Source organism: Streptomyces sp. RPA4-2 (genome assembly GCF_012273515.2).
GTDB classification, from domain to species: Bacteria; Actinomycetota; Actinomycetes; order Streptomycetales; family Streptomycetaceae; genus Streptomyces; species Streptomyces kaempferi.
On the sequence record NZ_CP050975.2, the window covers coordinates 4972508 to 4997166 of the forward strand.

The following is a 24659-nucleotide window of genomic DNA, read 5'->3' on the forward strand; positions in this document are numbered from 1 at the left end:
TTGTTGCAGAGTGCCGTGCGGAGGTGGGGAAATGTCAGGACGTATGAGGGCGAGAGGGGGCGTGCGGGGGGCGCGCCCGTGTTGCGATGGCGGTCGGGGCCGCGCATAGTTGCGCTGCGGAAGACGCGGGCCACGGGTCCCGCGGTGCGGAAGTGCTCCGCCGTGGACGGTACGCAGCGTCGCATCACGGAGGTTGCTGGAGCCGGAGGTTGGAGCCAGGGGTGGGAGATGGCCGGGCACGGGGCGGACAGGCATCCGCACGGCGCTGACCGACTGTGTGACGCGGGGGACCGGGTGTACTCCCGGGCCGTGCGGCGCGGGCGGGTGCCGCGCGGTGACGCGGAGGCGGTGCCCTGCCTGGTCGAACTGGCGCTGCTGCACCCGGACCCCGACGACATGGGGTGGCTGGTGCCGACCTCGCCGCAGGAGGTCATGACGCGGCTGATCCGGGGTGTGTACGAGGAGGTCAGCGCGAGCCAGGCGCGGCTGGGCGACGCGGTGACCGCGTTCGAGTGGTACGCCGGGCTAGGCGGCCGCGTGCAGGCGCAGGCCGAGGGGGTCGCGATCCGTGTCCTCGACGGGCTGCCCAGGATCCGGGCCGCGATGGACGAGGCGACCGAGGCGTGCACCAGCGAGGTGCTGACGGTGCAGCCGGGCGGCATCCGCCGCGAGGACGAGCTGTCGGAGGGGCTGCACCGGGCGCTGGAGATGCGCAGGCGGGGCGTGCGGATGCGGGACCTGTACACGCACGTGGCACGGCACGGCCAGGGCCTGCATAACTACATGGAGATGATGGGGGGCGCGGCGGAGGCCCGGACGCTCGACGAGGTCGTGGAGCGGCTCATCCTCTTCGACCGCAAGGTGGCGTTCATCCCCGCCAACGACGACCGCACGATCGCGCTGGAGCTGCGGCATCCGGCGCTGGTCGACTACCTGGTGACGGTCTTCGAGCGGCTGTGGCGGCTGGCGATCCCGCTCGCCGCCCCGCTCCCGGAGACCGGCATCGACGGCATCACCCATCGCGAGCGTTCGATCGCCGCGTTGCTCGCCGAGGGGCACCAGGATGCGGTGGTCGCCGAGCGGTTGGGGATCAGCGTGCGGACCTGCCGGGCGCACATCGCACGCCTCTCGGAGACTCTGGGAGCGGCGAGCCGTACGCAGTTGGGCGTCCGGATCGCGCAGGCGGGGCTCGACGGGCCGCCGCGCTCCCCGGAGCCGCTGCCGGTCAGTGCTCCTGGTCCAGAATCCCCGACTGGGCGATGAGGTAGCCGAGTTGCGCCCGGCTGCCGCTGCCGAGCGAGGTGGCCAGTTTCGCGATGTGGGCGCGGCAGGTGCGGACGTTCATGCCGAGGCGACGGGCGATGGCCTCGTCCACGTGGCCCTCCACCAGGAGTTTGGCGATGGAGTGCTGGATGTTGGTGATGCCGCCGGGGGCGGTCTCGTAGGGGGCGCCGGCGGTGAGCGGGACGGCGCGGCCCCAGATGAACTCGAAGACCTTGATCAGGTAGCGGACGAGTCCCGGATGGCGCAGTTCCAGGGCGACCTGCTGGTCGTCGCGGGTGGGGATGAAGGCGACGCTCTCGTCGCAGACGATGAGGCGCTCCACCAGTTCGTCGATGGTGCGGTACTCGACCTTGCCGTCGGAGAGCTGTGCGACGTAGGCCAGTTTGTCGGGGCTGTAGCGGGCGGTGTGCTGATACAGCGTCCGGATCTTCACACCACGTTCGATCAGCGGCCGGTCGCGTTCCAGTCCCTGGAGGAGGCTGCGCTCGGAGCCGCGGTCGCTCGGCTGGATCGTGAGCATCTCGTTCTGGCACTGGGCCGTCGCCAGGTTCAGTGCCGCGTTGATGCGGTCGCCGCCCTCCAGCACCGTGATGGAGTGGGTGGGCGTCGCTCCTGGGACACTGAGGGCCATGAACGGCTCAAAAGCGTCGCTCAGCTCGATCGAGAGTCGCCTGCGTTCGGTGATCTCGCGCTCTATGGGGTTGAGTCGCTGGGCCAGGGCCACCGAAGGGGGCACCGGTCGCAGCCAGTTCGCGTCATCGGGATCGGGGTGGAGGAGTGAGAGTTCCATCAAGCAGGGGGCGGCCTCCACGTCGGCGCGCGCGATACGTCCTATGCGCAGCGCGTTCGCGTAAAGACGGCCTCCGTCCTCGCACAGCCGGGTCACACTGTGGGGATGTGTCGCATTCGTCTGATGTGTCACCAAAACTCCACCCCCCAGGGTCCTGAACGTGCAGGAACATGATGCATCGATTATGTGGCCACGACGTGCCCGAATGAGCCATCGTCTTATTCGACGGGGGAAGACGGGACTTTCAAGTGAGGACGAAGCCGACTATGCGTAACAAAATGCTTCGCTCGGTGCTTGTCGCCGCCTTCTCCGCCGTGGTGGCATTCGGAGCGCTGGGCGGCCTCTCCGGGGCGAAGGGCGATGTACTGGCGGACAGTCACTGGCCGTCGGTGGCCGTGGACGGTGTGCTGGCGGACAGCCACTGGCCGACGGCGGCCGCGGACGGTGTCCTGGCGGACAGTCACTGGCCGGCGCCAGCCCCGAACGACGTGGTGGTGACTCCGGCGGCGGATGACGGCTCCGGGAGTTGACGTGACGACGCCCCCCGACGACCGCTCCTTCCGTCGCGAGATGGCCACCGCCTACCGCTCCGGCTGGCACTTCATCGACCTGGCGACCGCGATCCCGCACACCGGCGATTCGCTGATGGTGACCGTGTTCGGCGAGCCGGTCGTCGTCACCCGGGACGAGGACGAGGACGTACGGGCGTACCGGTGTCTGCGACGGCCGCGCGGCGCGCCGCAGCCGGTGCGATGTGCCATCCGGTACGGAATGATCTTTGTGAACCTCGATCAGCGTGACCATCAGCTGGCCGAGCCGGAAGCCCCGGACGTAAGGACCATCTCAGCCACCCCCCGCAGTGCCTGACGCGATTCCCCCGTCGTAGTAGATCGCGCAGGTACTTCCCCCCGCAGCGGCGTCACCGTGACCTGAACACGGTGACGCCGCTGCAGTTTTGGGCGAAAAATCCGGGTATTCGAGTCTCGTCCTGCGGACCCGCGTGCGTGACCGAGGCCGGAACCGCCCCCGCGCCGGAATCAGCCGCGCCCCAGCGCCGAGGTCAGTCTGATCTCGATCACCACCCGGGCCGGGTTGGGTGAGGGTGTCCTTCCGTACCGCTCCGCGTACCGCCGCTCCGCCTCCGCGACGCGCGACGGTTCGGTGGAGACGGTCGCGCGCCCCTCCAGCGTCGCCCACCGCCGTCCGTCCACCTGGCAGACCGCGACCCGGGCGCCGCCGGGCCCCGCTGCCGTCACGTGCCCCACCTTCGCGCTGGACCCGCCGGCGATGACCCGGGCCAGACCGGCCCCCGGATCGTAGGTGACCCCGACGGGAACGACATGCGGGCTGCCGTCCGCCCGGAGCGTGGTCAGGGTGCACAGGTGCCGCTCCCGCCAGAAGGCGAGGTAGGCGGGATCGGGGTCGTGCGGGTCCACCGGATATGCGGCCATGGTCCGAAATGTAGCCCGCCCGGTTCGCCGTAAGTCGCCCCGGGCCCACCTTGAGTGGAATAGACTCAACTTTATGTACGTTGGCTGAGTCAGTCCGTACGGGAACTCCCGAGGGGAACTCCGTACGCGAAGTCCGTACCGGAAGTCTGTTCAGGAAGTCCGTGCACAGGAGGAGAACGCGAACGTGGACGCCGAGCTGACCAACAGGAGCCGGGATGCGATCAACGCGGCCACCAGCCGGGCCGTGTCCGAGGGGCACCCGGACCTGACCCCCGCACACCTGCTGCTCGCGCTGCTCGGGGGGCAGGACAACGAGAACATCATCGATCTGCTGGCCGCCGTCGACGCCGACCAGGCCTCCGTACGCGCCGCCACCGAGCGTGTCCTGGCCGCCCTGCCCAGCGTGACCGGGTCCACCGTCGCACCGCCGCAGCCCAACCGCGAGCTGCTCGCCGTCATCGCCGAGGCGGCCGACAAGGCCAGGGAACTCGGTGACGAGTACCTGTCCACCGAGCATCTGCTCATCGGCATCGCCGAGAAGGGCGGCCGGAGCGGGGACGTACTCTCGCAGCAGGGCGCCAGTGCGAAGAAGCTGCTGGAGGCGTTCCAGAAGACCAGGGGAGGGCGCCGGGTGACGACCCCGGATCCCGAGGGCCAGTACAAGGCACTCGAAAAGTTCGGTACGGACTTCACGGCCGCCGCGCGCGACGGCAAGCTCGACCCGGTCATCGGCCGGGACCAGGAGATCCGCCGGGTCGTGCAGGTGCTGTCCCGGCGCACCAAGAACAACCCCGTCCTCATCGGCGAGCCCGGCGTCGGCAAGACCGCCGTCGTGGAGGGCCTCGCCCAGCGGATCGTGAAGGGCGACGTGCCCGAGTCGCTCAAGAACAAGCGGCTCGTCGCGCTCGACCTCGGCGCCATGGTGGCCGGGGCGAAGTACCGCGGCGAGTTCGAGGAGCGGCTCAAGACCGTCCTCGCCGAGATCAAGGACTCCGACGGGCAGATCATCACCTTCATCGACGAGCTGCACACGGTGGTGGGCGCGGGCGCCGGCGGCGACTCCGCCATGGACGCGGGCAACATGCTCAAGCCCATGCTCGCCCGCGGTGAGCTGCGCATGGTCGGCGCCACGACCCTCGACGAGTACCGCGAGCGGATCGAGAAGGACCCCGCCCTGGAACGCCGCTTCCAGCAGGTCCTGGTCGCCGAGCCGAGCGTCGAGGACACCATCGCGATCCTGCGCGGACTCAAGGGGCGTTACGAGGCCCACCACAAGGTCGTGATCGCGGACAGCGCGCTGGTGGCCGCCGCGACCCTCTCCGACCGCTACATCACCTCCCGCTTCCTGCCCGACAAGGCCATCGACCTCGTCGACGAGGCGGCGTCCCGGCTGCGCATGGAGATCGACTCCTCCCCCGTCGAGATCGACGAACTCCAGCGCTCCGTGGACCGGTTGAAGATGGAGGAACTCGCGCTCAGCAAGGAGACGGACGTCGCCAGCAAGGAGCGTCTGGAGAAGCTGCGCCGCGACCTCGCCGACCGGGAGGAGGAACTGCGCGGGCTGACCGCCCGCTGGGAGAAGGAGAAGCAGTCCCTCAACCGCGTCGGTGAGCTCAAGGAGAAGCTCGACGAGCTGCGCGGTCAGGCCGAACGTGCCCAGCGCGACGGCGACTTCGACACCGCCAGCAAGCTGCTCTACGGCGAGATCCCCACCCTGGAGCGGGACCTGGAGGAAGCCTCCGAGGCGGAGGAGGAGGCCGCCGGCGACACGATGGTGAAGGAAGAGGTCGGCCCGGACGACATCGCCGACGTCGTGGGCTCCTGGACGGGCATCCCCGCCGGGCGGCTCCTGGAGGGCGAGACGCAGAAGCTGCTGCGCATGGAGGAGGAGCTGGGCCGCCGGCTGATCGGCCAGAGCGAGGCCGTGCAGGCCGTGTCCGACGCCGTACGGCGCACCCGCGCCGGAATCGCCGACCCGGACCGGCCCACCGGATCCTTCCTCTTCCTCGGCCCGACCGGCGTCGGCAAGACCGAACTCGCCAAGGCCCTCGCGGACTTCCTCTTCGACGACGAGCGGGCCATGATCCGCATCGACATGAGCGAGTACGGGGAGAAGCACAGCGTCGCCCGGCTGGTCGGCGCCCCGCCCGGCTACATCGGGTACGAGGAGGGCGGCCAGCTCACGGAGGCCGTGCGCCGGCGCCCGTACAGCGTCGTCCTGCTCGACGAGGTCGAGAAGGCACACCCGGAGGTCTTCGACATCCTCCTCCAGGTCCTGGACGACGGGCGGCTGACGGACGGACAGGGACGGACGGTGGACTTCCGCAACACCATCCTGATCCTCACCTCGAACCTGGGCAGCCAGTACCTGGTGGAGCCGCTGACCTCCGCGGAGGAGAAGAAGCAGCAGGTGCTGGAGGTCGTCCGGGCCTCCTTCAAGCCGGAGTTCCTCAACCGGCTCGACGACCTGGTGGTCTTCTCCGCCCTCGACAAGCAGGAGCTGGAGCGCATCGCCAGGCTCCAGGTCCAGCGCCTCGCAGGGCGGCTGGCGCAGCGCCGGATCACCCTGGAGGTCACCGATCCGGCTCTGGCCTGGCTCGCGACCGAGGGCAACGACCCGGCGTACGGTGCCCGCCCGCTGCGCCGCCTCGTCCAGACCGCGATCGGCGACCGGCTCGCCAAGGAGATCCTGGCGGGCGAGATCAAGGACGGCGACACGGTCCGGGTGGACGCCTTCGGGGACGGCCTGATCGTGGGGCCCGCCACCGGCAAGACGCTGTGACGCCGGCGGGTGCGCCCGCTCGGCACGGGTAGGTGCCGGAGGTGACGCGCCGAAGGTGACGAGGGCGGGCGGCCCCCGCCCTCGTACCGGACCCCGTTCGTTCACGTTCGTGAACGGTTCGGCGCCGGGGACGGAGGGGGACGGCACTCCGCCCGCACCCCGCCGGGTCCGCGCCGCAGAGGGCCCGAGGCCGCCGTACCGGGCCCCACGCCCCTGCGACGACGGATTCCGCCCCCGCCGCCGGTGACGAGAACATGCCGCCCCGGCCGACAGGCCCCGTCAGGGGTTGCCACTCCCCGCCCCGGATGGGGGAGGATGGCGGTATCCGTACGAAGGGAAATACACGGTGAGCATCGACCCGTCCTCGATTCCGAATTTCGGGGGCCAGCCCGAGCCGCAGCCCGGCGGACCGGCGGGCCCCGTCGTCCCGGATCAGGACCTCGTGAAGCAGCTCCTCGACCAGATGGAGCTGAAGTACGTCGTCGACGACGAGGGTGACCTCGCGGCGCCGTGGGAGGAGTTCCGTACGTACTTCATGTTCCGCGGCGAGGGAGACCAGCAGGTCTTCTCGGTGCGGACGTTCTACGACCGGCCGCACCAGATCGACGAGAAGCCGACGCTGCTGGAGTCGATCGACGACTGGAACCGCCGCACGCTGTGGCCGAAGGTCTACACGCACACGCACGACGACGGCACCGTCCGCCTGATCGGCGAGGCGCAGATGCTGATCGGCACCGGCGTCGCCCTCGAACACTTCGTGTCGTCGACGGTCAGCTGGGTGCGGGCCGCCATCGAGTTCGACAAGTGGCTCGTCGAGCAGCTCGGCCTGGAGCAGGAAGTGAACGAGGCGGACAAGCCCGAGGACGACGACGAGTAGTCCTCCCGCTGGTTTTCCGCCAGGTTCTACAGCGGCGTGTGCGCGATGACGACGAGATACGCGCCGTAGGCGAACGAGAGCCCGGCCAGGGCGCCGACCACCAGGACGGCGTGCCAGGGCCGGGCTCTTGCCGTCCGCACCAGCGCCCGTGCCAGCGGCAGCAGCAGCGGGAACGCGGGCAGCAGGAAGCGCGGCTTGCACTCGAAGAACCCGGCGCCGCCGAGCGCGATCAGCAGCAGGACGCCGCTGTGGACGAGCAGCGGCAGCGGGGCCCGGTCCGCGATCAGCAGCGCGTACAGCAGCACGGCCGCCGCCACGATCACCAGCGACATGGGGAACACGAAGCGGTCCCCGCGCAGCAGCAGGTGCCTGGCGAAGCGCAGCGCGCCCACGCCGAAGTCGAAGCGCGAGCCCCACAGCCGCTGCACCTCGAAGTAGCCGCCGAGCGGATCGCCCTGGCGGCGGCCCACCCACAGCACATAGCCGCACCAGCCGAGCGGTGCGAGCGCGGCGCCCGTCCACAGGCTGTGGGGAACTTTCCGGCCGCGCCGCCGCCAGACCTCGCAGGCTGCCGCCGCGAGGACCGCGGCGGCGACCGCGAACCCGTTCGGCCGTGACAGGCCCGCGAGCGCGGCCAGCGTGCCGGCCCACAGCCAGCGTCCGGTGAGCACCGCGTACAGGGACCAGGCGGCGAAGGCGGTGAGGACGGGCTCGGTGTACGCCAGGGACAGCACCACCGAGTGCGGGAGCAGGCCCCAGAGCAGGACGAGCGTGGTGCCGACCGCGCGGCCGTGCAGCCGGGCCCCGACCGCGTAGATCCCGCACGCGGCGGTCGCGGCGGCCAGCCAGGACACCAGCAGTCCCGCCGCGCCCCCGCTCAGCGGGGTCACCGCCGTGACGGCCCGGACGAGCCCCGGGTACAGCGGGAAGAACGCCAGGTCGCTGTGGACGACGGTGGGTCTGAAGTGCTGGGCGCGTACGTAGCCGTGCGCCGCGATCCCCAGGTACCAGAGGGAGTCCCAGGAGCGTCCGAGCAGGGCGAGGGGGTGCTTTCCGTGGGCCCGGGCGGTCCCGGCGAGCACCAGGACACCGACCAGCCGGGCCAGGACGAACAGCCCCAGCGCGTACACGACGGCGGGCACGCTCCGCCCGGACCGCGCCGCGCGGGCGCGGTCCCCGTCAGCGGGCTTCTGGACGACGGGAGCCGGAAGGGTACTGGCGTGGGTCACACCCGAACTCTGCGTCCGTCACGGGGCGTTTGCGAGCGTTGCGCGTCCGCGTGGGTGCGGTTTCCCCCGCTGCGGCGCGCCGCCCGCGGGAGCCGTACCGCGCGTGCTAATGCCGGGCCCACGCCCTAGCGGGCCGACCGGAGCCGCCGGGCCGCCTCTTCCAGCACCTCGGTCCGCTTGCAGAACGCGAAGCGCACGAAGGGCGCGCCCTCCTCCCGGTGGTCGTAGAAGACCGCGTTCGGGATGGCGACGACCCCGGCGCGTTCCGGCAGCGCGCGGCAGAAGGCGAAGCCGTCGCTCTCGCCGAGCGGGCGGATGTCGGTGGTGACGAAGTACGTGCCGGCCGGCCGGAAGACCTCGAACCCCGCCGCCGTGAGCCCGGCGGCCAGCACGTCCCGCTTGGCGCGCAGGTCCGTACGGAACGCCTCGAAGTACGTGTCCGGCAACGCGAGCGCCTCGGCCACCGCGTACTGGAACGGTCCCGAGGCCACGTACGTGAGGAACTGCTTCGCCGACCGTACGGCGGTGACGAGGTCCGGCGTGGAGGTGATCCAGCCGACCTTCCAGCCGGTGAAGGAGAAGGTCTTGCCCGCGCTGCCGATGGTGACGGTCCGCTCCCGCATCCCGGGGAAGGAGGCCAGCGGCACGTGCTCGGCGTCGTCGAACACGAGGTGCTCGTACACCTCGTCCGTCACGACGAGCAGGTCCCGCTCGACGGCGAGCTTCGCGATCTCACCGAGCTCCTCGCGGGAGAGGACGGTGCCGGTGGGGTTGTGCGGGGTGTTGAGGAGCAGCAGCCGGGTGTTGTCCGTGACCGCGTCGCGCAGTTCGTCGAGGTCCAGCCGGAAGCGGCCCTCGTGCGGGCGCAGGGTGACCGGGATCCGGGTGCCGCCCGCCATCGCGATACCGGCCGCGTACGAGTCGTAGTACGGCTCCAGGGCGATGACCTCGTCGCCGGGCTCCACCAGGGCCAGCAGACTGGCGGCGATGGCCTCGGTGGCGCCCGCCGTGACCAGCACCTCGCGGTCGGGGTCGTACGACAGGCCGTAGTGGTGCTTCTGGTGCACGGCGATCGCCGTCCGCAGCTCGGGCACGCCGGGGCCCGGCGGGTACTGGTTGCCGCGTCCGTCGCGCAGCGCCCGCACGGCCGCTTCCCGGATCTCCTCGGGCCCGTCCGTGTCGGGGAAGCCCTGGCCGAGGTTGATCGAGTCGGTGCTGAGCGCCAGGGCCGACATCTCGGCGAAGATCGTGGTGCCGAACTCGGTGAGGCGGCGGTTGAGGAGCGGACGGCGGCCGTTGGAGGTCATGCCGGTCATCCTGCGCCCAAGCCGCGGAGTTCCTCAACTCACCAGCCGTCGGGCCCCGGCCCGCACCCCGGGCGGAGGTCGTCCCGGCTTCTGATGCTCAGGACTTCCTCAACTCTGCTTTGGCGGGCGGGACGCGGGGGCATCCCCCTGTCACGCACGACGCGAGGCGCCCACGGGGGGCCGCTTCGGGGGAACGAAAGGAGGGTGGCGCCATGGTCATCGGCATCATCCTGGCGGTCTTCTTCATTGTCCTGATCGGCGGCCTCCGGGCCGGCCGCCGCGGCCGCGGTCGCGGGAAGGCCGGTTCGGTGAGGGCGGGGAACTCCCGATCGAGCGGGAGCCTCCTGGGGGGCGGAACCGGCGGTGGCGGCAGCTGGTGGTACGGCGGGGGCGACTCGTCCGGCGGCGGGCACCACGGGGGTCATCACGGCGGTCACTCGTGCGGCGGCGGTCACTCGTCGTGCGGCGGCGGCTCGTCCTGCGGAGGCGGGTCGTCCTGCGGTGGCGGCGGCGGATGCGGTGGAGGCAGCTGACACGGGGCAGCCGAGCTCCACACGGACCACGCGTCCGCAGAACGCGGAGGTGCCCGCCGGAACGACTTCCGGCGGGCACCTCCGTGTGCGGGGCCGGGGCCGGGAGGTGGTGCCGGGGGGCGGCCGGGAGGTGGTGCAGCGGTGCGACCGGGAAATTTTCACGAGGAAACGCCGGGCCCGCCGGGAGCTTCCCTTCATGAGCCGTCCGGGGGCTTCGAGGGGGCCGTGACCGGCGCGTGTCGCCGCGCTCCGGGAGGCCGGACCGGGCTTCCGTTTCCGCGCGCCCGGCGCACGGCGTGGTTGAACAGTTGAACTGTGGAGCCCTCGGGGGGATGGAAACCCTACGAAGTTGGGTAAAAACGCTGTGGTGGCACCACAGTTCATGATTCCCTCTAAAACGCCAACGCGGCCCTCGGATCGTCCCTTCCTGACAGGGCTGACCGGGCTGACCGGGTCGATCCCCCCATACCGACCGGGTGCGCCGGACCCCCACCTCCCTTTGCGTGCTAGCGGAGCCGACCCATGCTCACGACCCTGAACACCGCCTACACCGACACGCGCGCGGCCGACCTCGCGTGGGCCCTGGGGCGCGAGCCGTTGCCCGCGCTCGCCACCCTCGACCTCGAACTCGACGGAGCGAGACTGCAGTTGCGGCTCCTCGGCGCGTCCCACCAGGTCCTCCTGGAGGAGGAGCGGGGCAGCTGTTCGGAGACCGTCGCATGCATCGCGGGCAGCAGCACGCCCCTTCCTCTCGGCGTCGCCAAGCGGGTCGGCGACTGGGAGTACGAGTTCGCGGCGCGCGTCGAGACGCTTTCGTGCGGCTCCTTCGCGGGGCGCGCCCAGGAACTGCTGGCCCTGGTCTCCGACCACCCCAACGGACTCGTCGGCGTCTTCCCCGGCAGCCCGCACGCCTTCACCGCCCTACTGGCGCAGCGCCACGAGGGCCAGGTCCACTGGCGTACGTGGCACGCGTACCCGCAGGACGGCCAGCTGGTGGCGACCCGGACGAGGGTGGGGGTGCGGGTGACGGCCGAGGCCGATCTGCTCAGCGCGTCCGGCGTGTGAGGGCGTGTGAGGGCGTGCGAAGTCGCGTGCGGCCGTGCGAGTCCGGCTCGTGGGGATACGGCCGTTGAGACGAACCGGGGGCCGGGGTGATGACCCCGGACGGGGCCCGTACCTGCCTCGGTGACCGTATACGGGCGTGCGCCAGATCCACACGTGTGGGTGACGAGGCGTAGTGCCGGTGTGACGTAGCGTTCCCAGCGTGATCGAACCGCACGCGCCTGCTCCCCCCGGCGCGCCGCCGCCCTGGGTCGTCCAGGGCCAGGCGCGGCTGCCCGTCCGTCCGGGCACCGGCCGGTTCCTCGTCCTCGCGGGCGTGTTCGTCTGTGCGGCCTGCGGACTCGTGTACGAACTCGAACTCGTCGCGCTCGCCTCCTATCTGGTCGGCGACTCGGTCACCCAGGCCTCGGTCGTGCTGTCCGTCATGGTCTTCGCCATGGGGGTCGGCTCCCTCGCCGCCAAGCGTCTGCGTCTCTGCGCGGCGGCCGGCTTCGGCGCGGTCGAGGCCGCGCTCGCGCTGGTCGGCGGATGCAGCGCGATGGCCCTGTACGCCGTGTTCGCGTGGACCGGCGGCTGGGGCGGCGTCTGGGCGGGCGGGTGCCGGTACCTGCTGGCCGCCTTCTCGCTCGCCATCGGCCTGCTGATCGGCGCCGAGGTGCCCCTCCTCATGGAGCTGATACAGCGCATCCGCCGCCAGGACCCGGGCGGGGCGGTGGCGGACCTCTTCGCCGCGGACTACGTCGGCGCCCTCGTCGGAGGCCTGGCCTTTCCCTTCCTGCTGCTGCCCCAGCTCGGGCAGCTGACCGGCGCACTGCTGACCGGGGCGGTGAACGCGCTGGTCGGCGGCGCCCTCGTCCTCGGCCTGTTCCGCCGGGACCTGAGCAGACGCGGGCGCTGGCTCCTGCTGATCGCCAATGTGGTGGTCCTCGGCCTGCTCGCCGCGGCCGCCGTACTCGTCGGCGACTTCGAACACGCGGCACGGCAGGCGGTGTACGGCAGGGACGTGCGGGTCGCCCTGCGGACCGGGGTACAGGAAGTGGTCCTCACCGGCGGCACGCACGGACGTCCGCTCGGCCTCTTCCTCGACGGACGCCTGCGGGCCGGCGGCCGTGACGAGCACCGCTACCACGAGGCCCTGGTGCACCCCGCGATGAACGGGCGCCGCACGCGCGTGCTCGTCCTCGGCGGCGGCGACGGACTCGCGCTCCGCGAGGTGCTGCGCTATCCGGACGTCCGCCGGGTCGACGTGGTCGACCGCGACGCCGGTGTGGTGGGGCTGGCACGCCGCGACCCGGCCCTGTCGGCGCTCAACGGCCACGCGTTCGACGACCCGCGGGTGCATGTGTTCACCGCCGACGCCTTCTGCTGGCTGCGCGGGGACCCGCCCCGGTACGACGTGGTGATCTCCGACCTGCCGGACCCCGGGATCACGGCGAGCGCGAAGCTGTACTCACAGGAGTTCTACGGGCTGACGCGCCGGGCGCTGGCCGACGGCGGGCGACTGGTGGTGCACGCCGGACCGGTCTCCTCACGCCCACGTGTCTTCTGGACCGTCGAGGCGACGGTACGGGCCGCCGGCCTGCGCGCCGACCCGTACCGGGTGGCCGGGCGCGACTCCGGTTCCGCGGCCGGACCCGACCGGACGGCGGGTGCGGCCACGGCCCCGCGCGACTGGGGGTTCGTCCTCGCGTCCGCCAGGGGGACGGCCCTGCGCCTGGACCCCCGCGGGCCCGCTCTGCGCTCGCTCACCCCGCGGTCCCTCGCGGCGGACGCACGGGCCGCGCGGCTCACCCGGATCATGGGAGAGGTGCCGTCCACGCTGGTGCATCCGCGCTACTCCGACTGACACGGGGGGCGCGGGAATGGGGGAATGACGCGGGAATCCCGTGATACGGGGGTGCGGTTCGCACCGGCCTGGGTAGGCTCGGCCGACATGGAGCATGAGGTGTTCGTTCCGGTTCCGGCCGAGCGGCTGAGGGAGGCGCTGGCCGATCCCGCGCGGGTGGCCCGGGCGGTACCCGGGCTCCAGCAGGACGCCGGCACCGCGCCCGTCTCCGGGCGACTGCGTGTCCGCGTCGGCGGCCACACCATCACCTATCGCGGGGCGGTGCGGGTGGTCGCCCAGGACGACGGTGCGTACGCCGTCGAGGGGGACGGCGCGGAGGCCCGTGGCACCGGGACCGTGAAACTCGCCCTCACCCTCCGTCTGGCGCCGGCCGAGGGCGGCACCACGCTCGTCGTCACGGGTACCGCCACGGCGGACGGGCGCCTGGGGGAACTCGCTCCGGCCGCGGTCGCCACGGCGGCGACCCGGCTGCTGAACCGGTTCGCGGAGAATCTGGCGGCCGGGACGGAGGACGCGTCCGCGGCCGGGGGTGGATCCGGTTCCGAGGGTGAGGCCGGGGGCGAGCCGGGTTCTGAGGCTGAGGTCGAGGACGGTTCCGAGGGTGGTTCCGAGGCCGGGGTCGAGTCCGCGGACGGGGGCGGCGTGACGCACTCCGTCTTCGACGCCGAGGTCCCGCCGCCGTCCCTCGACCCCCATGCCGGGGACGACCAGGAACCGGCTCCGACGGTTCCTGGCCCGGTCGACGGGGAGGACTCCATCGCCGAGGCGGCGCACGCGCGGCGGACGATGATCGGGCGCAGCGCGGAGGAGGTCGACCATGCGCCGCCGCGGGGGCGGTACGCGCCGGTGCCGGCGCCGGAGGCCGATGGGGGGCGTGCGGTGCTTCGTTGGGCGGCTCCTGCGGCGGCGGTCGTGGTGGCCTCGGCGATCGTCGTCACCCGAGCGTTGCGCAAGCGGCGCTGATCCCTTGCCGGGGGGTTCGGTGTCCGTCCCCGGGGCTCCGCCCCGGACCCCGCCAAGGGGCTGCCGCCCCCTGGACCCCCGCATCGCCCGAAGGGCTCGTCCTCAAACGCCGGACGGGCTGGAGATGCGGGCCCACGCCGGAGATGCCGGCCCGCGCTGGAGATGCGGGCCCACGCCGGAGATGCCGGCCCGCGCCGGATGGTTCCGACTGAGATGCCGGCCCGCGCTGGAGTTACCGGCCCGCGCTGGAGATGCCGGCCCGCGTCGGAGTTACCGGCCCGCGCCGGAGATGCCGGCCCGCGTCGGATGGTTCCGACTGGAGATGCCGGCCGCGGCCATGTCTTTCAGCCCGTCCGGCGTTTGAGGACGAGGCCGTTCAGGCCGAAAACAGGGGCCGGCCGGCGGCAGCCCCCGGGTACGGGCCGGTCGGAGGAACCGGACCAGTAGGGTCAACTCCGTGAGTAACGAAGACATCACGCTGACCGCGGGCGACGCGGAAGCGACCGTCACGCCGGGCAACGGCGGACGGGTCGGGAGTCTGAAGGTCGGCGGCGTGGAACTGCTGCGCCAGGGTGAGAAGTTCGGGTGCTTCCCGATGACCCCGTGGTGCGGCCGGATCCGCGACGGCCGCTTCCTGGACGGCGCGACCGTCCAGCAGATGCCCCTCAACTCCCCGCCCCACGCCATCCACGGCACCGCCCGCGACGGCGCCTGGCGCACCGCCCGCGCCGACAAGCGGGAGGCCGTCATCACGTACGACCTCGTCGCGCCCTGGCCGCACCCCGGCCGCGTCACCCAGGCGTTCACCCTGACCGAGGACGCCCTCAAGGTCACCATGTCCGTGGAGACGTACGACTCCTCCTTCCCCGCCCAGATCGGCTGGCACCCGTGGTTCAACCGGACCCTGGCGGGAGAGGGCGTCCAGGTCGGGTTCACCCCCGCCTGGCAGGAGGAGCGCGGCGCCGACCATCTGCCCACCGGCCGCCGCGTCGACCCCCTCCCCAGCCCCTGGGACGACTGCTTCGGCATGCCCGGCGGCGTCGACGTCACGCTCACCTGGCCCGGCCGGCTGGAGCTGAAGGTGGCCAGCCGGGAGGAGTGGGTCGTGGTGTACGACGAGCAGGAGGCGGCGGTGTGCGTGGAGCCGCAGACCGGTCCGCCGAACGGGCTGAACACCCACCCGCGCCTGGTCACCCCCATCGAGCCGCTGGAGGCGTCCATGACCTGGAGCTGGCGGCGCCTCTAAGCTGGCGGGCATGAGTGACGTGCGCGGAGCGCTGCTGCAGCAGATCAAGGACAAGGCCGTGGTGCACGGCAAGGTGACCCTCTCCTCGGGTCTGGAAGCCGACTACTACGTGGACCTGCGCCGGGTCACGCTGGACGGCGAGGCCGCGCCGCTGGTCGGACAGGTGCTCCTCGACCTCACGGCCGGGCTGGACTTCGAGGCGGTGGGCGGCCTCACCATGGGCGCCGACCCCGTCGCCGGGGCCATGATGCACGCCGCCGCGGCCCGGGGCCGGAAGCTGGACGCCTTCGTCGTACGGAAGGCCGCCAAGGCGCACGGTCTGCAGCGCCGCGTGGAGGGCCCGGAGATCAGGGGGCGGCGGGTGCTCGTCGTCGAGGACACCTCGACCACCGGCGGCTCCCCGCTCGCCGCCGTCGAGGCGGTCCGGGAGGCCGGCGCCGAGGTCGTCGCGGTGGCGACGATCGTCGACCGCGCGACCGGCGCCGCCGAGAAGATCCAGGCCGGCGCCGGAGTGCCGTACCTCTTCGCCTTCTCCAAGGACGAGTTGGGCCTGGACTGACGACGGGTCCGGGATCCCGCCGAACCCAGGGTCCCGCATCCCGGACAGGGTGACCGGAGCACCGGGTCAAGTCTGGAAGGATGGGGCCGACGATGACGTCGCCCCCTAGGTCAGGGCCGTAAGCAGCAGAACGCCACCCGCACATACAAGGAGCGGACAGATGCCCATCGCAACCCCCGAGGTCTACGCCGAGATGCTCGACCGGGCGAAGGCAGGCAAGTTCGCCTACCCGGCCATCAACGTGACCTCCTCCCAGACCCTGCACGCTGCGCTGCGCGGCTTCGCGGAGGCGGAGAGCGACGGCATCATCCAGATGTCCACCGGTGGCGCGGAGTTCCTCGGCGGCCAGCACAAGAAGGACATGGTGACCGGCGCGGTCGCGCTCGCCGAGTTCGCGTACATCGTCGCCGCCAAGTACGACATCACGGTCGCGCTGCACACGGACCACTGCCCCAAGGACAAGCTGGACACCTACGTCCGGCCGCTGCTCGACATCTCCGCCGAGCGCGTCGCCCGGGGCGAGAACCCGCTGTTCCAGTCCCACATGTGGGACGGCTCCGCCGAGACCCTCGCCGACAACCTGGCCATCGGCCAGGAGCTGCTCGCGAAGGCCGCCGCCGCGAAGATCATCCTTGAGGTCGAGATCACCCCGACCGGTGGCGAGGAGGACGGTGTCTCGCACGAGATCAACGACTCCCTGTACACCACGGTCGACGACGCGATCCGCACCGCCGAGGCCCTCGGCCTGGGCGAGAAGGGCCGCTACCTGCTCGCCGCGTCCTTCGGCAACGTGCACGGCGTCTACAAGCCGGGCAACGTCGTCCTGCGCCCCGAGCTCCTGAAGGAGCTGAGCGACGGTGTCGCCGCCAAGTTCGGCACGGCGTCCCCGTTCGACTTCGTCTTCCACGGCGGCTCCGGCTCCTCGGCCGAGGAGATCGCCACCGCGCTGGAGAACGGCGTCGTGAAGATGAACCTCGACACCGACACCCAGTACGCGTTCACGCGTCCGGTCGTCGACCACATGTTCAGGAACTACGACGGCGTCCTGAAGGTCGACGGCGAGGTCGGCTCCAAGAAGACCTACGACCCGCGGACCTGGGGCAAGCTGGCCGAGGCCGGCATGGCCCAGCGGGTGACCGAGGCCTGCGCCGCGCTGCGCTCCACGGGCACGCGGATCAAGTAGAACGATCAAGCAACCGCACTCCGGTCGGGGCTCGGCACCTCCAAGGTGCCGGGCCCTTCCGTATGCTCCGGAGTATGGCTGTGCCCCCGCAGGAATCACCGGCCGTACGGATCTCCTCGCCCGCGGGCAGGTGGATCCTGCTGACCACCGTGCTCGGCTCCAGCATGGCCATGCTGGACTCGACGGTCGTCAACGTCGCGCTGCCGCGGATCGGCCGTGACCTGGACGCGAGTCTGGCCGCCCTGCAGTGGACCGTGAACGCGTACATGCTGACGCTGGCCGGGCTGATCCTGCTGGGCGGCTCGCTCGGGGACCGTTTCGGGCGCCGCAAGGTGTTCGTCCTCGGTGTCATGTGGTTCGCCTCCGCCTCGCTGCTGTGCGGGCTCGCGCCGAACGCGGGCGTGCTGATCGCGGCCCGCGCCCTGCAGGGCATCGGCGGGGCGCTGCTGACCCCGGGTTCCCTCGCGCTCATCCAGGCCTCCTTCCATCCCGACGACCGCGCGAAGGCCGTCGGCCTGTGGTCGGGCTTCGGCGGCATCGGCGGGGCGGTCGGCCCGTTCCTGGGCGGCTGGCTGGTGGACGGCCCCGGCTGGCGCTGGGTCTTCCTGCTGAACATCCCGCTGGCGCTGGTGTGCGTGCCCGTGGCCCTGCGGCACGTCCCGGAGTCCGACGGGAGCACCGCCGTGCCCGGCCGGGAGAAGGAGCTCGCGGGCGGCCGGCCGCACCGCGGCTTCGACGTGCTCGGCGCGTCCCTCGGCGCGGTGGCGCTCGCGCTGGTGACGTACGCCCTGATCGAGGCCACCAGCGGGTCCGTGCTCGTCTGGGTGTCGGCGGTCCTGGGTGTGGCCGCCGGGGTGGGCTTCGTGCACGTCGAGCGGAGCCGGCCCGATCCGATGATGCCGCCGGACATCTTCGCGTCGCGGCAGTTCACGGCCGTCAACCTCGTCACCCTGTGCGTGTACGCGGCGTTCGGGGGCTTCTTCTTCCTGACCGCGCTCCAGCTCCAGGTCGTGGCCGGCTACTCGCCCCTGCAGGCGGGGACGGCGCTGCTGCCCACCACCGCGCTGATGCTGCTGTTCTCCGCCCGCTCCGGCGAGCTGGCGCAGCGCATCGGGCCGCGCATCCCGCTCACGGTGGGCCCGCTGCTGTGCGCGGTGGCGATGCTGCTGATGCTGCGGGTGGGCAAGGACGCCGTGTACGTCAGCGACGTGCTGCCCGCCCTCCTGGTGATGGGCGCGGGCATGGTGACGCTCGTCGCGCCGCTGACCGCGACCGTCCTCGCCTCCGTGGACACCGGGCGGGCGGGCCTGGCCAGCGGCATCAACAACGCGGCGGCCCGGGTCGGCGGTCTCCTCGCCGTCGCGGCGCTGCCGGTGCTGGTCGGTATGGGCCCGGAGGCGTACCGCTCGGCGGACGCCTTCGACTCCGCGTTCCGGCGCGCGATGCCGCTGTGCGCGGGCGTGCTCGTGGTGGGGGCGGTGCTGGCCTTCGCGACCGTCCGCCGGCCCGCGCCCGACTGCCGCCGCCCGCAGTGCCGTACGCACGGCTGTGTGACGACGCCCCCGCTGGAGCCGCAGCGCGCGGCGGCCCCTGGACGGCTTCCGTCCTGAGTCGTCGGGGGCCGCCCGGCGGCTCCCGCGGAACCGGTGGCTCCGGAGAGGCGGGCGGACGTCACCGGGCACCGGCGATGCAGCAGACTGGAACCCATGACGATTCACGAGAACCTCCTCGGGGGACCGCCCCCGACCTACCTGCCCGACGACCCGGAGCCGCGCGAGCTCCTCGCGAACGGCACGCCGTCCGCCGACGTCGCCGCCAAGTACCCGACGTCCTCGCTCGCCTGGGCCCAGCTGGCCGACGAGGCGTACGAGCGGGGCAGTGTCGTCGAGTCGTACGCGTACGCCCGTACGGGATACCACCGCGGCCTGGACTCCCTGCGGCGCAGCGGCTGGAAGGGCCACGGCCCGGTGCCGTGGGAGCACGAGCCGAACCGCGGATTCCTGCGCGCCCTGAACGGCCTCGCCCGCGCCGCGCAGGCGATCGGCGAGAAGGAGGAGTACGAGCGCTGCAGCCAGTTCCTGAAGGACTCCTCGCCGACGGCGGCGCAGACGCTGGGTTAGTCGGGTCGCGGAACCTGTGGGGCCCGTCCGGCGGGTGTGACCGGGCGGGTCTTGCGTTTTCGGGGGACGATTGCGCAGGATTCCCGGTGGGGACCGGGGCCCCCGTGTCGATAACGGCAGGGGCGGACCGCTACCCGGAGCACGTATCAGGAGACAGCGATGTCGTCCCAGCCGGCCGGGCCCGCGGTGGCCCAGGCGCCCGAGACCCCGCATCTCGACTTCCACGGCACCACGCCGTACGAGGACTACGTCCAGGCGGACGTCCTCACCCACTTGCAGCACATCCGCTCCGACGACCCCGGGGAGATGGTCTTCCTGGTGACCACCCAGGTCATGGAGCTGTGGTTCACGGTCATCGTGCACGAGTGGGAGACCGCGGCGCAGGCGCTGCGCGAGGACCGGCTGCCCGTCGCCGTGGCGGCCCTCAAGCGGTCCCTGCGGGAGCTGGAGGCGCTGAACGCGTCCTGGCGGCCCCTCGCGCAGCTCACGCCGGCGCAGTTCAACTCGTACCGCTCCGCCCTCGGCGAGGGCTCCGGATTCCAGTCCGCGATGTACCGGCGGATGGAGTTCCTGCTCGGTGAGAAGTCCGCGTCCATGCTGGTCCCGCACCGGGGCGCGCCGCGGGTGCACGCCGAGTTGGAGAAGGCGCTGCACGAGCCGAGCCTGTACGACGAGGTGCTGCGGCTGCTCGCGCGGCGCGGGCACGCGGTCCCGGCCGCCGTGCTGGAGCGGGACGTGTCGCTGCGGTACGAGCCCTCGCCGCAGGTGGAGGCGGTGTGGACCGCGCTCTACTCGGGGGACGAGGAGAACGACCTGGCCCGGCTCGGGGAGGCGCTGACGGACGTCGCGGAGCTGGTGTGGCGATGGCGCAACGACCATCTCGTCGCGACGCGCCGCGCGATGGGCGCGAAGACGGGCACGGGCGGCTCCGCCGGGGTGGCCTGGCTGGAGAAGCGGGCGCAGAAGAACGTGTTCCCCGAGCTGTGGACGGCGCGCAGCCATGTCTGAGTCGTACGCCGGGAAGGCGGCGGCGCTGGACGCCGCGGACGAACTCGCCGGGCTGCGGGACCGGTTCGTGCTGGACGACGTGGTGTACCTGGACGGGAACTCGCTCGGCGCGCTGTCGGTGGACGTCCCCGGCCGGGTCGACGACGTCGTCCGCAGGCAGTGGGGCGAGCTGCGGATCCGGTCCTGGGAGGAGAGCGGCTGGTGGACGGCGCCGGAGCGGATCGGCGACCGTATCGCGCCGCTGGTCGGCGCCGCTCCCGGTCAGATCGTGGTCGGTGACTCGACGAGCGTGAACGTCTTCAAGGCGCTGGTGGGGGCCGTGCGGCTGGCCGGTGCCGGGCGGGACGAGATCGTCGTCGACGCGACGACGTTCCCGTCGGACGGTTACATCGCCGCTTCGGCGGCGCGGCTGACGGGCTGTGAGCTGCGCCCGGTGGAGCCGTCGGCGGTGCCGGACGCGGTGGGGCCCCGTACGGCGGCGGTGCTGCTGAACCACGTCGACTACCGCACCGGCCGGCTGCACGACCTGCCGGCCCTGACGTCCGCGATCCACGACGCGGGCGCCCTGGCGGTCTGGGACCTCTGCCACAGCGCGGGGGCCCTGCCCGTGGGTCTGGACGCCCACGGGGTCGACCTGGCGGTCGGCTGCACCTACAAGTACCTGAACGGGGGGCCGGGTTCGCCCGCGTACCTCTACGTCCGCGCCGGCCTGCAGGATCGTTTCGACTCCCCGTTGCCCGGCTGGAACTCGCACACGAACCCGTTCGACATGAGCGCGGAGTTCATACCCGCGCCGGGCGCTGCGCGGGGCCGGGTCGGTACGCCGGACATCCTCTCCATGCTGGCCCTGGAGGCGGCGCTGGAGGTGTGGGACGGGGTGTCGGTCGACGCGGTCCGGGCCAAGTCGCTCGCGCTGGGCGACTTCTTCCTGGAGTGCGTCGAGGCGTACGTTCCCGGAGGCCGCGTGGAGTCCGTGACGCCGTCGGTCCACGCCGAACGCGGCAGCCAGGTCTCCCTGCGGTGCGCGGACGCGGGAGACGTGATGAAGCGTCTCATCGACCGCGGTGTGGTCGGCGACTTCCGCCGTCCGGACATCCTGCGCTTCGGCCTCACCCCGCTGTACGTGGGTTTCGCCGACGTGGAGCGGGCGGCGCGGGTGCTGGGGGAGACGGTGGGCTAGGGCGTGTTGCGATAAGTCCCGGCGTCCGCCCGGAGGGCGGGCCTCGCGGCGTCTGGTGCGTGCTCTCGGTGGGCCGGGCGGAAGCCCGCGTACTGGACGTACTCGGGTTTTCGCCCGGTGCGGCGAGAGGGCGTGCCAGGCGTCGCGAGGCAGACGGGACTTTCGCAACACGCCCTGGGGGAGACGGCGGGCCGGGGGAGACGGGGGCCGGGGGCGGCAGAGGGCCGGAGGGAGCCCTGTGCGCCCCCGGCCCCCCGTAGCGGCCGCACCGGGTCAGTCCCCGACGACGTACACCCCGGACACCGCGGCCGCGAACGCCGCCTCGGCCGCCCGGCCGGCGGCGGCCTCGTCCGGCACCACGCCGGTGGTCAGCAGCGTGTAGTAGAGGGGCGCCGACACCGCCCGTACCACCAGCGAGGGATCGGTACCGGCCGGCAACTCGCCCCGGGCCACGCCCTGTTCGACGCACGGCGCCCACTCGCCCACCCGTACCTCGTAGAACCGCCGCAGCGCCTGCGCGGTACGGGCGTCGGACGTCGCCGCGGCGATCACCGCGCGGAACAGCGGTCCCTGCCGGGCATCGGCCAGCGTCCGCCGCACCAGCGCGGCGTTGGCGCGCAGATCACCGAGGACGGACCCGGTCTCGGCGCGCGGCAGCGACTGCTCCGCCATGTCGCCGAGCAGATCGGCGACCAGCCCCGTCACCGACCCCCACCGCCGGTACACCGTGGTCTTGCCGACCTCCGCCCGCCGTGCCACGTCGGCGAGGTCGAGATGGGCGAAGCCCTGCTCGGCGAGCACGTCGCCGGCGGCGCGCAGTACGGCCGCGCGGACACGGGCGGTGCGCCCGCCGGGACGCACGGTGCCGGGCTCGGCGGACATGACGGACTCCTTCACGATCGGCTGCCGGTACCCGCCCAGCGTAACGGAACAGCGGAACCGTTTAACCCTCACCGAGCGTGACATCCCGGTGTAGGCGCACGTCACGGGCCTGATACCGTCCCCGCCAACGGACGATCTCTCTCCCGGTCCGCCATATCCGTTTCACCGCTGAGAGGTTGGAGCATGTCGGACGACGCCGCAGCACGGGACGCCGCAGCACAGGACGCCGCCGAGGAGGCGTCGGCCTTCTCCCACCCGCCCGTCGACCCCGACGTCACCGCCGTGTACGGCGACCACCCCGACCAGGTGATCGACTTCTACAGCCCGCGTGATCCCGACCCCGCGCTGCCCGTGCCGCTGGTGGTCGTCCTGCACGGCGGTGCCTGGCGCGCCCCGTACGACCGCAGGCACATCACCCCGTTCGCGGACTTCCTGGCCCGCCGAGGCTTCGCGGTGGCCAATGTCGAGTACCGCAGGGGCGCGGTGCTCCCCGCGCAGGGCGGCGAGGGCCCGGTGGCGGGCCGCTGGCCGGACACCTTCGACGACGTCGCGGCGGCGCTCGACGCGCTGCCCCCGCTGGTGAAGGCGCATCTGCCGGGGGTCGACCCGCACCGCACGGTGATCACCGGCCACTCGGCCGGCGGCCACCTCGCCCTGTGGGCCGCCGCCCGGCACGTCCTGCCCGCCGACGCCCCCTGGCGCACCGACCGCCCCGCCCCGCTGCGCGGCGTCGTCGCCCTCGCCCCGATCGCCGACTTCCAGGTCGCCGAGAAACTGGACGTGTGCTCCGGAGCGTCCCGCCAACTCCTGGGCGGTGAGGCACGGTTCGCGGAACGGCAGCCCTATGCCGACCCCGCCCACCTGCTCCCCACGGGCATCGCCACGACTCTCGTACAGGGCCGCACCGACCTCGTCGTGCCGCAGGCGGTCGCCGAGTCGTACGCCGAGGCCGCGGCACGCGCCGGCGAGGTGGTCGGTCTGACGCTCCTGGAGGACGTCGGCCACTTCCCGCTGATCGACCCGGCGGCGGACGCGTGCGCGGTCGTGGCCGAGGAGATCGCCCAACTGGCCTGGTGACAGCGGCAGTCGACACCGTCCCCTACTCCTCGGGTCATACCCGTAGTACCTGAGAGCTACCTCCCGGGTGAGCTCCCTGGGAGGACGCCGACGACGCGTGACGATCCGTAACTTCCCCTGCAGAGACGCCCGACGGGCGGGCAAGCGGGAGGGGAAGGACGGCATGGATCTCCGGGTGAGGCCGAGCGACGCGCACGGGGGCGGGAGCCGACGCGATGGCGGGCAGGTGCTCCGGCGTCTGGTCCGTACCCTGCTCGCGGCGCTGGTCGTCTGCGCCGTCGTCGTCCCCGTGTCGGCAGCCGCCCGCCCGCGGATCCCCGCCCCCGCCCCGGCGGTACTCGCCCCGCCGACCCGTTCGACCCTGGTCACGGCGTACGCGGCGAACCGCGCGAACGCCGAGCGGGCGGCCCGCATGGCAGCCGGCCACGGCGACCGCACCCGAGCCGCCGCGGACCGCGCGATGGCCGCTCGCGGCCGCCACCTCCTCTCCTTCGACGGCCGGGGAGCGGGCCTGGCCGTCGAGGTCCTCGGCGACCTCGCGGACGCCGGCCGCGTCGCGGTCCTGGTCCCGGGTTCCGACACCACCCTGGAGACGTACGGCCGCTTCCGCGCCGCGGCTCTCGCCCTGCACGACCGGCTCGGCCCGGGTACGGCGGTCGTCGCCTGGCTCGGTTACGAGACCCCGGGCACGGTCAGCACCACGGTCCTGACGGCCGGCCGGGCCGAGGAAGCGGCCCCGCGCCTGAAGGGGTTCGTACGCGAACTGCGCGGAGTCGTCGGCCCCGAGGCGCACCTCTCCCTGCTGTGCCACTCCTACGGCTCGGTCGTCTGCGGCCGCGCGGCGCGAGGGCTGGACGTGGAGGACATCGCCCTGGTCGGCAGCCCGGGTACCGGCTCGGACTCCGTGGCGGACCTGGGCACGTCCGCCCGCGTCTGGGCCGCCCGCGGCGCCGGCGACTGGATCGCGGACGTCCCGCACGGCCGTGCCGACCTCTTCGGCACGACGGTCGGCTTCGGCACCGACCCGGTGTCCCCGGCCTTCGGCGCCCACGTCTTCGCGGCGGGCGGCGGCGGCCACAGCGACTACTTCACGCCGGGCTCGGTGTCCCTGGACAACCTCGCCCGGATCGTCCTCGGAGACACCTCGGAGGTGCCCCGTGCGTAAGTCATCACCCGCGTCCGTACAGCACACACCGCGCCCGCCGGAAGACGGAACCGGGGTCACGGAGGAAGCCGTCGGGGCAGGCGGACAGGAAGCCGGCCGTCGGGATGTGCGGGCG

General features: G+C 72.5%; 22 protein-coding genes. 17 read left to right on the plus strand and 5 right to left on the minus strand.

The features are described from left to right. Nucleotides 1-228: 228 nt before the first annotated feature. Nucleotides 229-1263, plus strand: coding sequence for a helix-turn-helix transcriptional regulator (locus tag HEP85_RS21745; RefSeq protein WP_168529206.1), 1035 nt, complete (start codon nucleotides 229-231; stop codon nucleotides 1261-1263). Here HEP85_RS21745 and HEP85_RS21750 read toward each other — a convergent pair. Further along, nucleotides 1226-2209, minus strand: coding sequence for a helix-turn-helix transcriptional regulator (locus HEP85_RS21750; RefSeq protein WP_168529207.1), 984 nt, complete (start codon nucleotides 2207-2209; stop codon nucleotides 1226-1228). The genes HEP85_RS21745 and HEP85_RS21750 overlap by 38 nt on opposite strands. A gap of 143 nt (nucleotides 2210-2352) precedes the next feature. Here HEP85_RS21750 and HEP85_RS21755 point away from each other — a divergent pair, with 143 nt between their 5' ends. Both HEP85_RS21755 and HEP85_RS21760 read left to right on the plus strand, forming a co-directional pair. Next, nucleotides 2353-2604 (plus strand): hypothetical protein, encoded by a 252-nt coding sequence (locus HEP85_RS21755; RefSeq protein ID WP_168529208.1) that lies wholly within the window; start codon nucleotides 2353-2355, stop codon nucleotides 2602-2604. A gap of 40 nt (nucleotides 2605-2644) precedes the next feature. After that, nucleotides 2645-2941, plus strand: a complete 297-nt coding sequence (locus HEP85_RS21760) for a (2Fe-2S)-binding protein (RefSeq protein ID WP_168533875.1) — start codon at nucleotides 2645-2647, stop codon at nucleotides 2939-2941. Between the two features lie 170 nt (nucleotides 2942-3111). Here HEP85_RS21760 and HEP85_RS21765 read toward each other — a convergent pair whose 3' ends face one another. Beyond that, on the minus strand, nucleotides 3112-3525 hold the full coding sequence (locus HEP85_RS21765; protein WP_168529209.1) for a pyridoxamine 5'-phosphate oxidase family protein: 414 nt from the start codon (nucleotides 3523-3525) through the stop codon (nucleotides 3112-3114). Between the two features lie 184 nt (nucleotides 3526-3709). Here HEP85_RS21765 and clpB point away from each other — a divergent pair, with 184 nt between their 5' ends. Continuing rightward, nucleotides 3710-6307: an ATP-dependent chaperone ClpB gene (clpB, locus tag HEP85_RS21770; protein WP_168529210.1), complete on the plus strand. Its 2598-nt coding sequence runs from the start codon at nucleotides 3710-3712 to the stop codon at nucleotides 6305-6307. Between the two features lie 346 nt (nucleotides 6308-6653). Then, nucleotides 6654-7184 carry a YbjN domain-containing protein gene (locus tag HEP85_RS21775; protein WP_153289451.1) on the plus strand — a complete coding sequence of 177 codons (531 nt, stop codon included), beginning with the start codon at nucleotides 6654-6656 and terminating at the stop codon, nucleotides 7182-7184. A 26-nt stretch (nucleotides 7185-7210) separates the two neighbouring features. Here HEP85_RS21775 and HEP85_RS21780 read toward each other — a convergent pair whose 3' ends face one another. Both HEP85_RS21780 and HEP85_RS21785 read right to left on the minus strand, forming a co-directional pair. After that, nucleotides 7211-8413 (minus strand): glycosyltransferase family 39 protein, encoded by a 1203-nt coding sequence (locus HEP85_RS21780; protein WP_168529211.1) that lies wholly within the window; start codon nucleotides 8411-8413, stop codon nucleotides 7211-7213. 125 nt (nucleotides 8414-8538) lie between these two features. Continuing rightward, nucleotides 8539-9729: a pyridoxal phosphate-dependent aminotransferase gene (locus HEP85_RS21785; RefSeq protein WP_329289295.1), complete on the minus strand. Its 1191-nt coding sequence runs from the start codon at nucleotides 9727-9729 to the stop codon at nucleotides 8539-8541. Nucleotides 9730-10775: 1046 nt separating this feature from the next. On the opposite strand from HEP85_RS21785, the gene HEP85_RS21790 reads away from it, so the two are divergent. The 10 genes from HEP85_RS21790 to kynU all read left to right on the plus strand — a co-directional run bounded on the left by HEP85_RS21790 (nucleotide 10776) and on the right by kynU (nucleotide 21420). Then, nucleotides 10776-11318: a DUF2617 family protein gene (locus HEP85_RS21790; RefSeq protein ID WP_168529213.1), complete on the plus strand. Its 543-nt coding sequence runs from the start codon at nucleotides 10776-10778 to the stop codon at nucleotides 11316-11318. 199 nt (nucleotides 11319-11517) lie between these two features. After that, entirely contained in the window at nucleotides 11518-13161 is a 1644-nt protein-coding gene (locus HEP85_RS21795) for a polyamine aminopropyltransferase (RefSeq protein WP_168529214.1), read from the plus strand. Between the two features lie 87 nt (nucleotides 13162-13248). After that, nucleotides 13249-14124: an SRPBCC family protein gene (locus tag HEP85_RS21800; RefSeq protein WP_168529215.1), complete on the plus strand. Its 876-nt coding sequence runs from the start codon at nucleotides 13249-13251 to the stop codon at nucleotides 14122-14124. A gap of 457 nt (nucleotides 14125-14581) precedes the next feature. After that, complete coding sequence (locus HEP85_RS21805; RefSeq protein ID WP_168529216.1) at nucleotides 14582-15370, plus strand: aldose 1-epimerase; 789 nt, start codon at nucleotides 14582-14584, stop codon at nucleotides 15368-15370. 10 nt (nucleotides 15371-15380) lie between these two features. Continuing rightward, a complete protein-coding gene (gene pyrE / locus HEP85_RS21810) occupies nucleotides 15381-15929 on the plus strand; it encodes an orotate phosphoribosyltransferase (protein WP_168529217.1) in 549 nt (182 codons plus the stop codon). Nucleotides 15930-16089: 160 nt separating this feature from the next. Then, nucleotides 16090-17112 carry a class II fructose-bisphosphate aldolase gene (fbaA, locus tag HEP85_RS21815; RefSeq protein WP_168529218.1) on the plus strand — a complete coding sequence of 341 codons (1023 nt, stop codon included), beginning with the start codon at nucleotides 16090-16092 and terminating at the stop codon, nucleotides 17110-17112. Between the two features lie 74 nt (nucleotides 17113-17186). Further along, the gene (locus HEP85_RS21820; protein WP_329289301.1) at nucleotides 17187-18722 is read left to right on the plus strand and encodes an MFS transporter; all 1536 of its coding nucleotides are present in this window, start codon (nucleotides 17187-17189) and stop codon (nucleotides 18720-18722) included. Nucleotides 18723-18818: 96 nt separating this feature from the next. Then, nucleotides 18819-19232: a DUF3151 domain-containing protein gene (locus tag HEP85_RS21825; RefSeq protein ID WP_168529220.1), complete on the plus strand. Its 414-nt coding sequence runs from the start codon at nucleotides 18819-18821 to the stop codon at nucleotides 19230-19232. Nucleotides 19233-19391: 159 nt separating this feature from the next. Then, nucleotides 19392-20240 carry a tryptophan 2,3-dioxygenase family protein gene (locus HEP85_RS21830; RefSeq protein WP_168529221.1) on the plus strand — a complete coding sequence of 283 codons (849 nt, stop codon included), beginning with the start codon at nucleotides 19392-19394 and terminating at the stop codon, nucleotides 20238-20240. Further along, a complete protein-coding gene (kynU, locus tag HEP85_RS21835) occupies nucleotides 20233-21420 on the plus strand; it encodes a kynureninase (protein WP_168529222.1) in 1188 nt (395 codons plus the stop codon). Before HEP85_RS21830 ends, kynU begins: the two co-directional genes overlap by 8 nt. Nucleotides 21421-21693: 273 nt before the next feature. Here the strand turns inward: kynU and HEP85_RS21840 are convergent, their stop codons facing one another. Further along, nucleotides 21694-22302 carry a TetR/AcrR family transcriptional regulator gene (locus HEP85_RS21840; RefSeq protein WP_329289308.1) on the minus strand — a complete coding sequence of 203 codons (609 nt, stop codon included), beginning with the start codon at nucleotides 22300-22302 and terminating at the stop codon, nucleotides 21694-21696. A 183-nt stretch (nucleotides 22303-22485) separates the two neighbouring features. Here HEP85_RS21840 and HEP85_RS21845 point away from each other — a divergent pair, with 183 nt between their 5' ends. Next, the gene (locus HEP85_RS21845; protein ID WP_329289310.1) at nucleotides 22486-23379 is read left to right on the plus strand and encodes an alpha/beta hydrolase; all 894 of its coding nucleotides are present in this window, start codon (nucleotides 22486-22488) and stop codon (nucleotides 23377-23379) included. A gap of 163 nt (nucleotides 23380-23542) precedes the next feature. Then, complete coding sequence (locus tag HEP85_RS21850; RefSeq protein ID WP_329289312.1) at nucleotides 23543-24544, plus strand: alpha/beta hydrolase; 1002 nt, start codon at nucleotides 23543-23545, stop codon at nucleotides 24542-24544. Nucleotides 24545-24659: the final 115 nt, after the last annotated feature.

Excerpts from the sequence above, each read along its gene's own strand:
- HEP85_RS21745 (WP_168529206.1), top strand. The coding sequence starts at position 229 with ATGGCCGGGCACGGGGCGGACAGGCATCCGCACGGCGCTGACCGACTG.
- HEP85_RS21755 (WP_168529208.1), top strand. The coding sequence starts at position 2,353 with ATGCTTCGCTCGGTGCTTGTCGCCGCCTTCTCCGCCGTGGTGGCATTC.
- HEP85_RS21760 (WP_168533875.1), top strand. The coding sequence starts at position 2,645 with ATGGCCACCGCCTACCGCTCCGGCTGGCACTTCATCGACCTGGCGACC.
- HEP85_RS21765 (WP_168529209.1), bottom strand. The coding sequence starts at position 3,525 with ATGGCCGCATATCCGGTGGACCCGCACGACCCCGATCCCGCCTACCTC.
- HEP85_RS21785 (WP_329289295.1), bottom strand. The coding sequence starts at position 9,729 with ATGACCGGCATGACCTCCAACGGCCGCCGTCCGCTCCTCAACCGCCGC.
- HEP85_RS21790 (WP_168529213.1), top strand. The coding sequence starts at position 10,776 with ATGCTCACGACCCTGAACACCGCCTACACCGACACGCGCGCGGCCGAC.
- HEP85_RS21800 (WP_168529215.1), top strand. The coding sequence starts at position 13,249 with ATGGAGCATGAGGTGTTCGTTCCGGTTCCGGCCGAGCGGCTGAGGGAG.
- pyrE (WP_168529217.1), top strand. The coding sequence starts at position 15,381 with ATGAGTGACGTGCGCGGAGCGCTGCTGCAGCAGATCAAGGACAAGGCC.
- fbaA (WP_168529218.1), top strand. The coding sequence starts at position 16,090 with ATGCCCATCGCAACCCCCGAGGTCTACGCCGAGATGCTCGACCGGGCG.
- HEP85_RS21820 (WP_329289301.1), top strand. The coding sequence starts at position 17,187 with ATGGCTGTGCCCCCGCAGGAATCACCGGCCGTACGGATCTCCTCGCCC.
- HEP85_RS21825 (WP_168529220.1), top strand. The coding sequence starts at position 18,819 with ATGACGATTCACGAGAACCTCCTCGGGGGACCGCCCCCGACCTACCTG.
- HEP85_RS21830 (WP_168529221.1), top strand. The coding sequence starts at position 19,392 with ATGTCGTCCCAGCCGGCCGGGCCCGCGGTGGCCCAGGCGCCCGAGACC.
- kynU (WP_168529222.1), top strand. The coding sequence starts at position 20,233 with ATGTCTGAGTCGTACGCCGGGAAGGCGGCGGCGCTGGACGCCGCGGAC.
- HEP85_RS21840 (WP_329289308.1), bottom strand. The coding sequence starts at position 22,302 with ATGTCCGCCGAGCCCGGCACCGTGCGTCCCGGCGGGCGCACCGCCCGT.
- HEP85_RS21845 (WP_329289310.1), top strand. The coding sequence starts at position 22,486 with ATGTCGGACGACGCCGCAGCACGGGACGCCGCAGCACAGGACGCCGCC.
- HEP85_RS21850 (WP_329289312.1), top strand. The coding sequence starts at position 23,543 with ATGGATCTCCGGGTGAGGCCGAGCGACGCGCACGGGGGCGGGAGCCGA.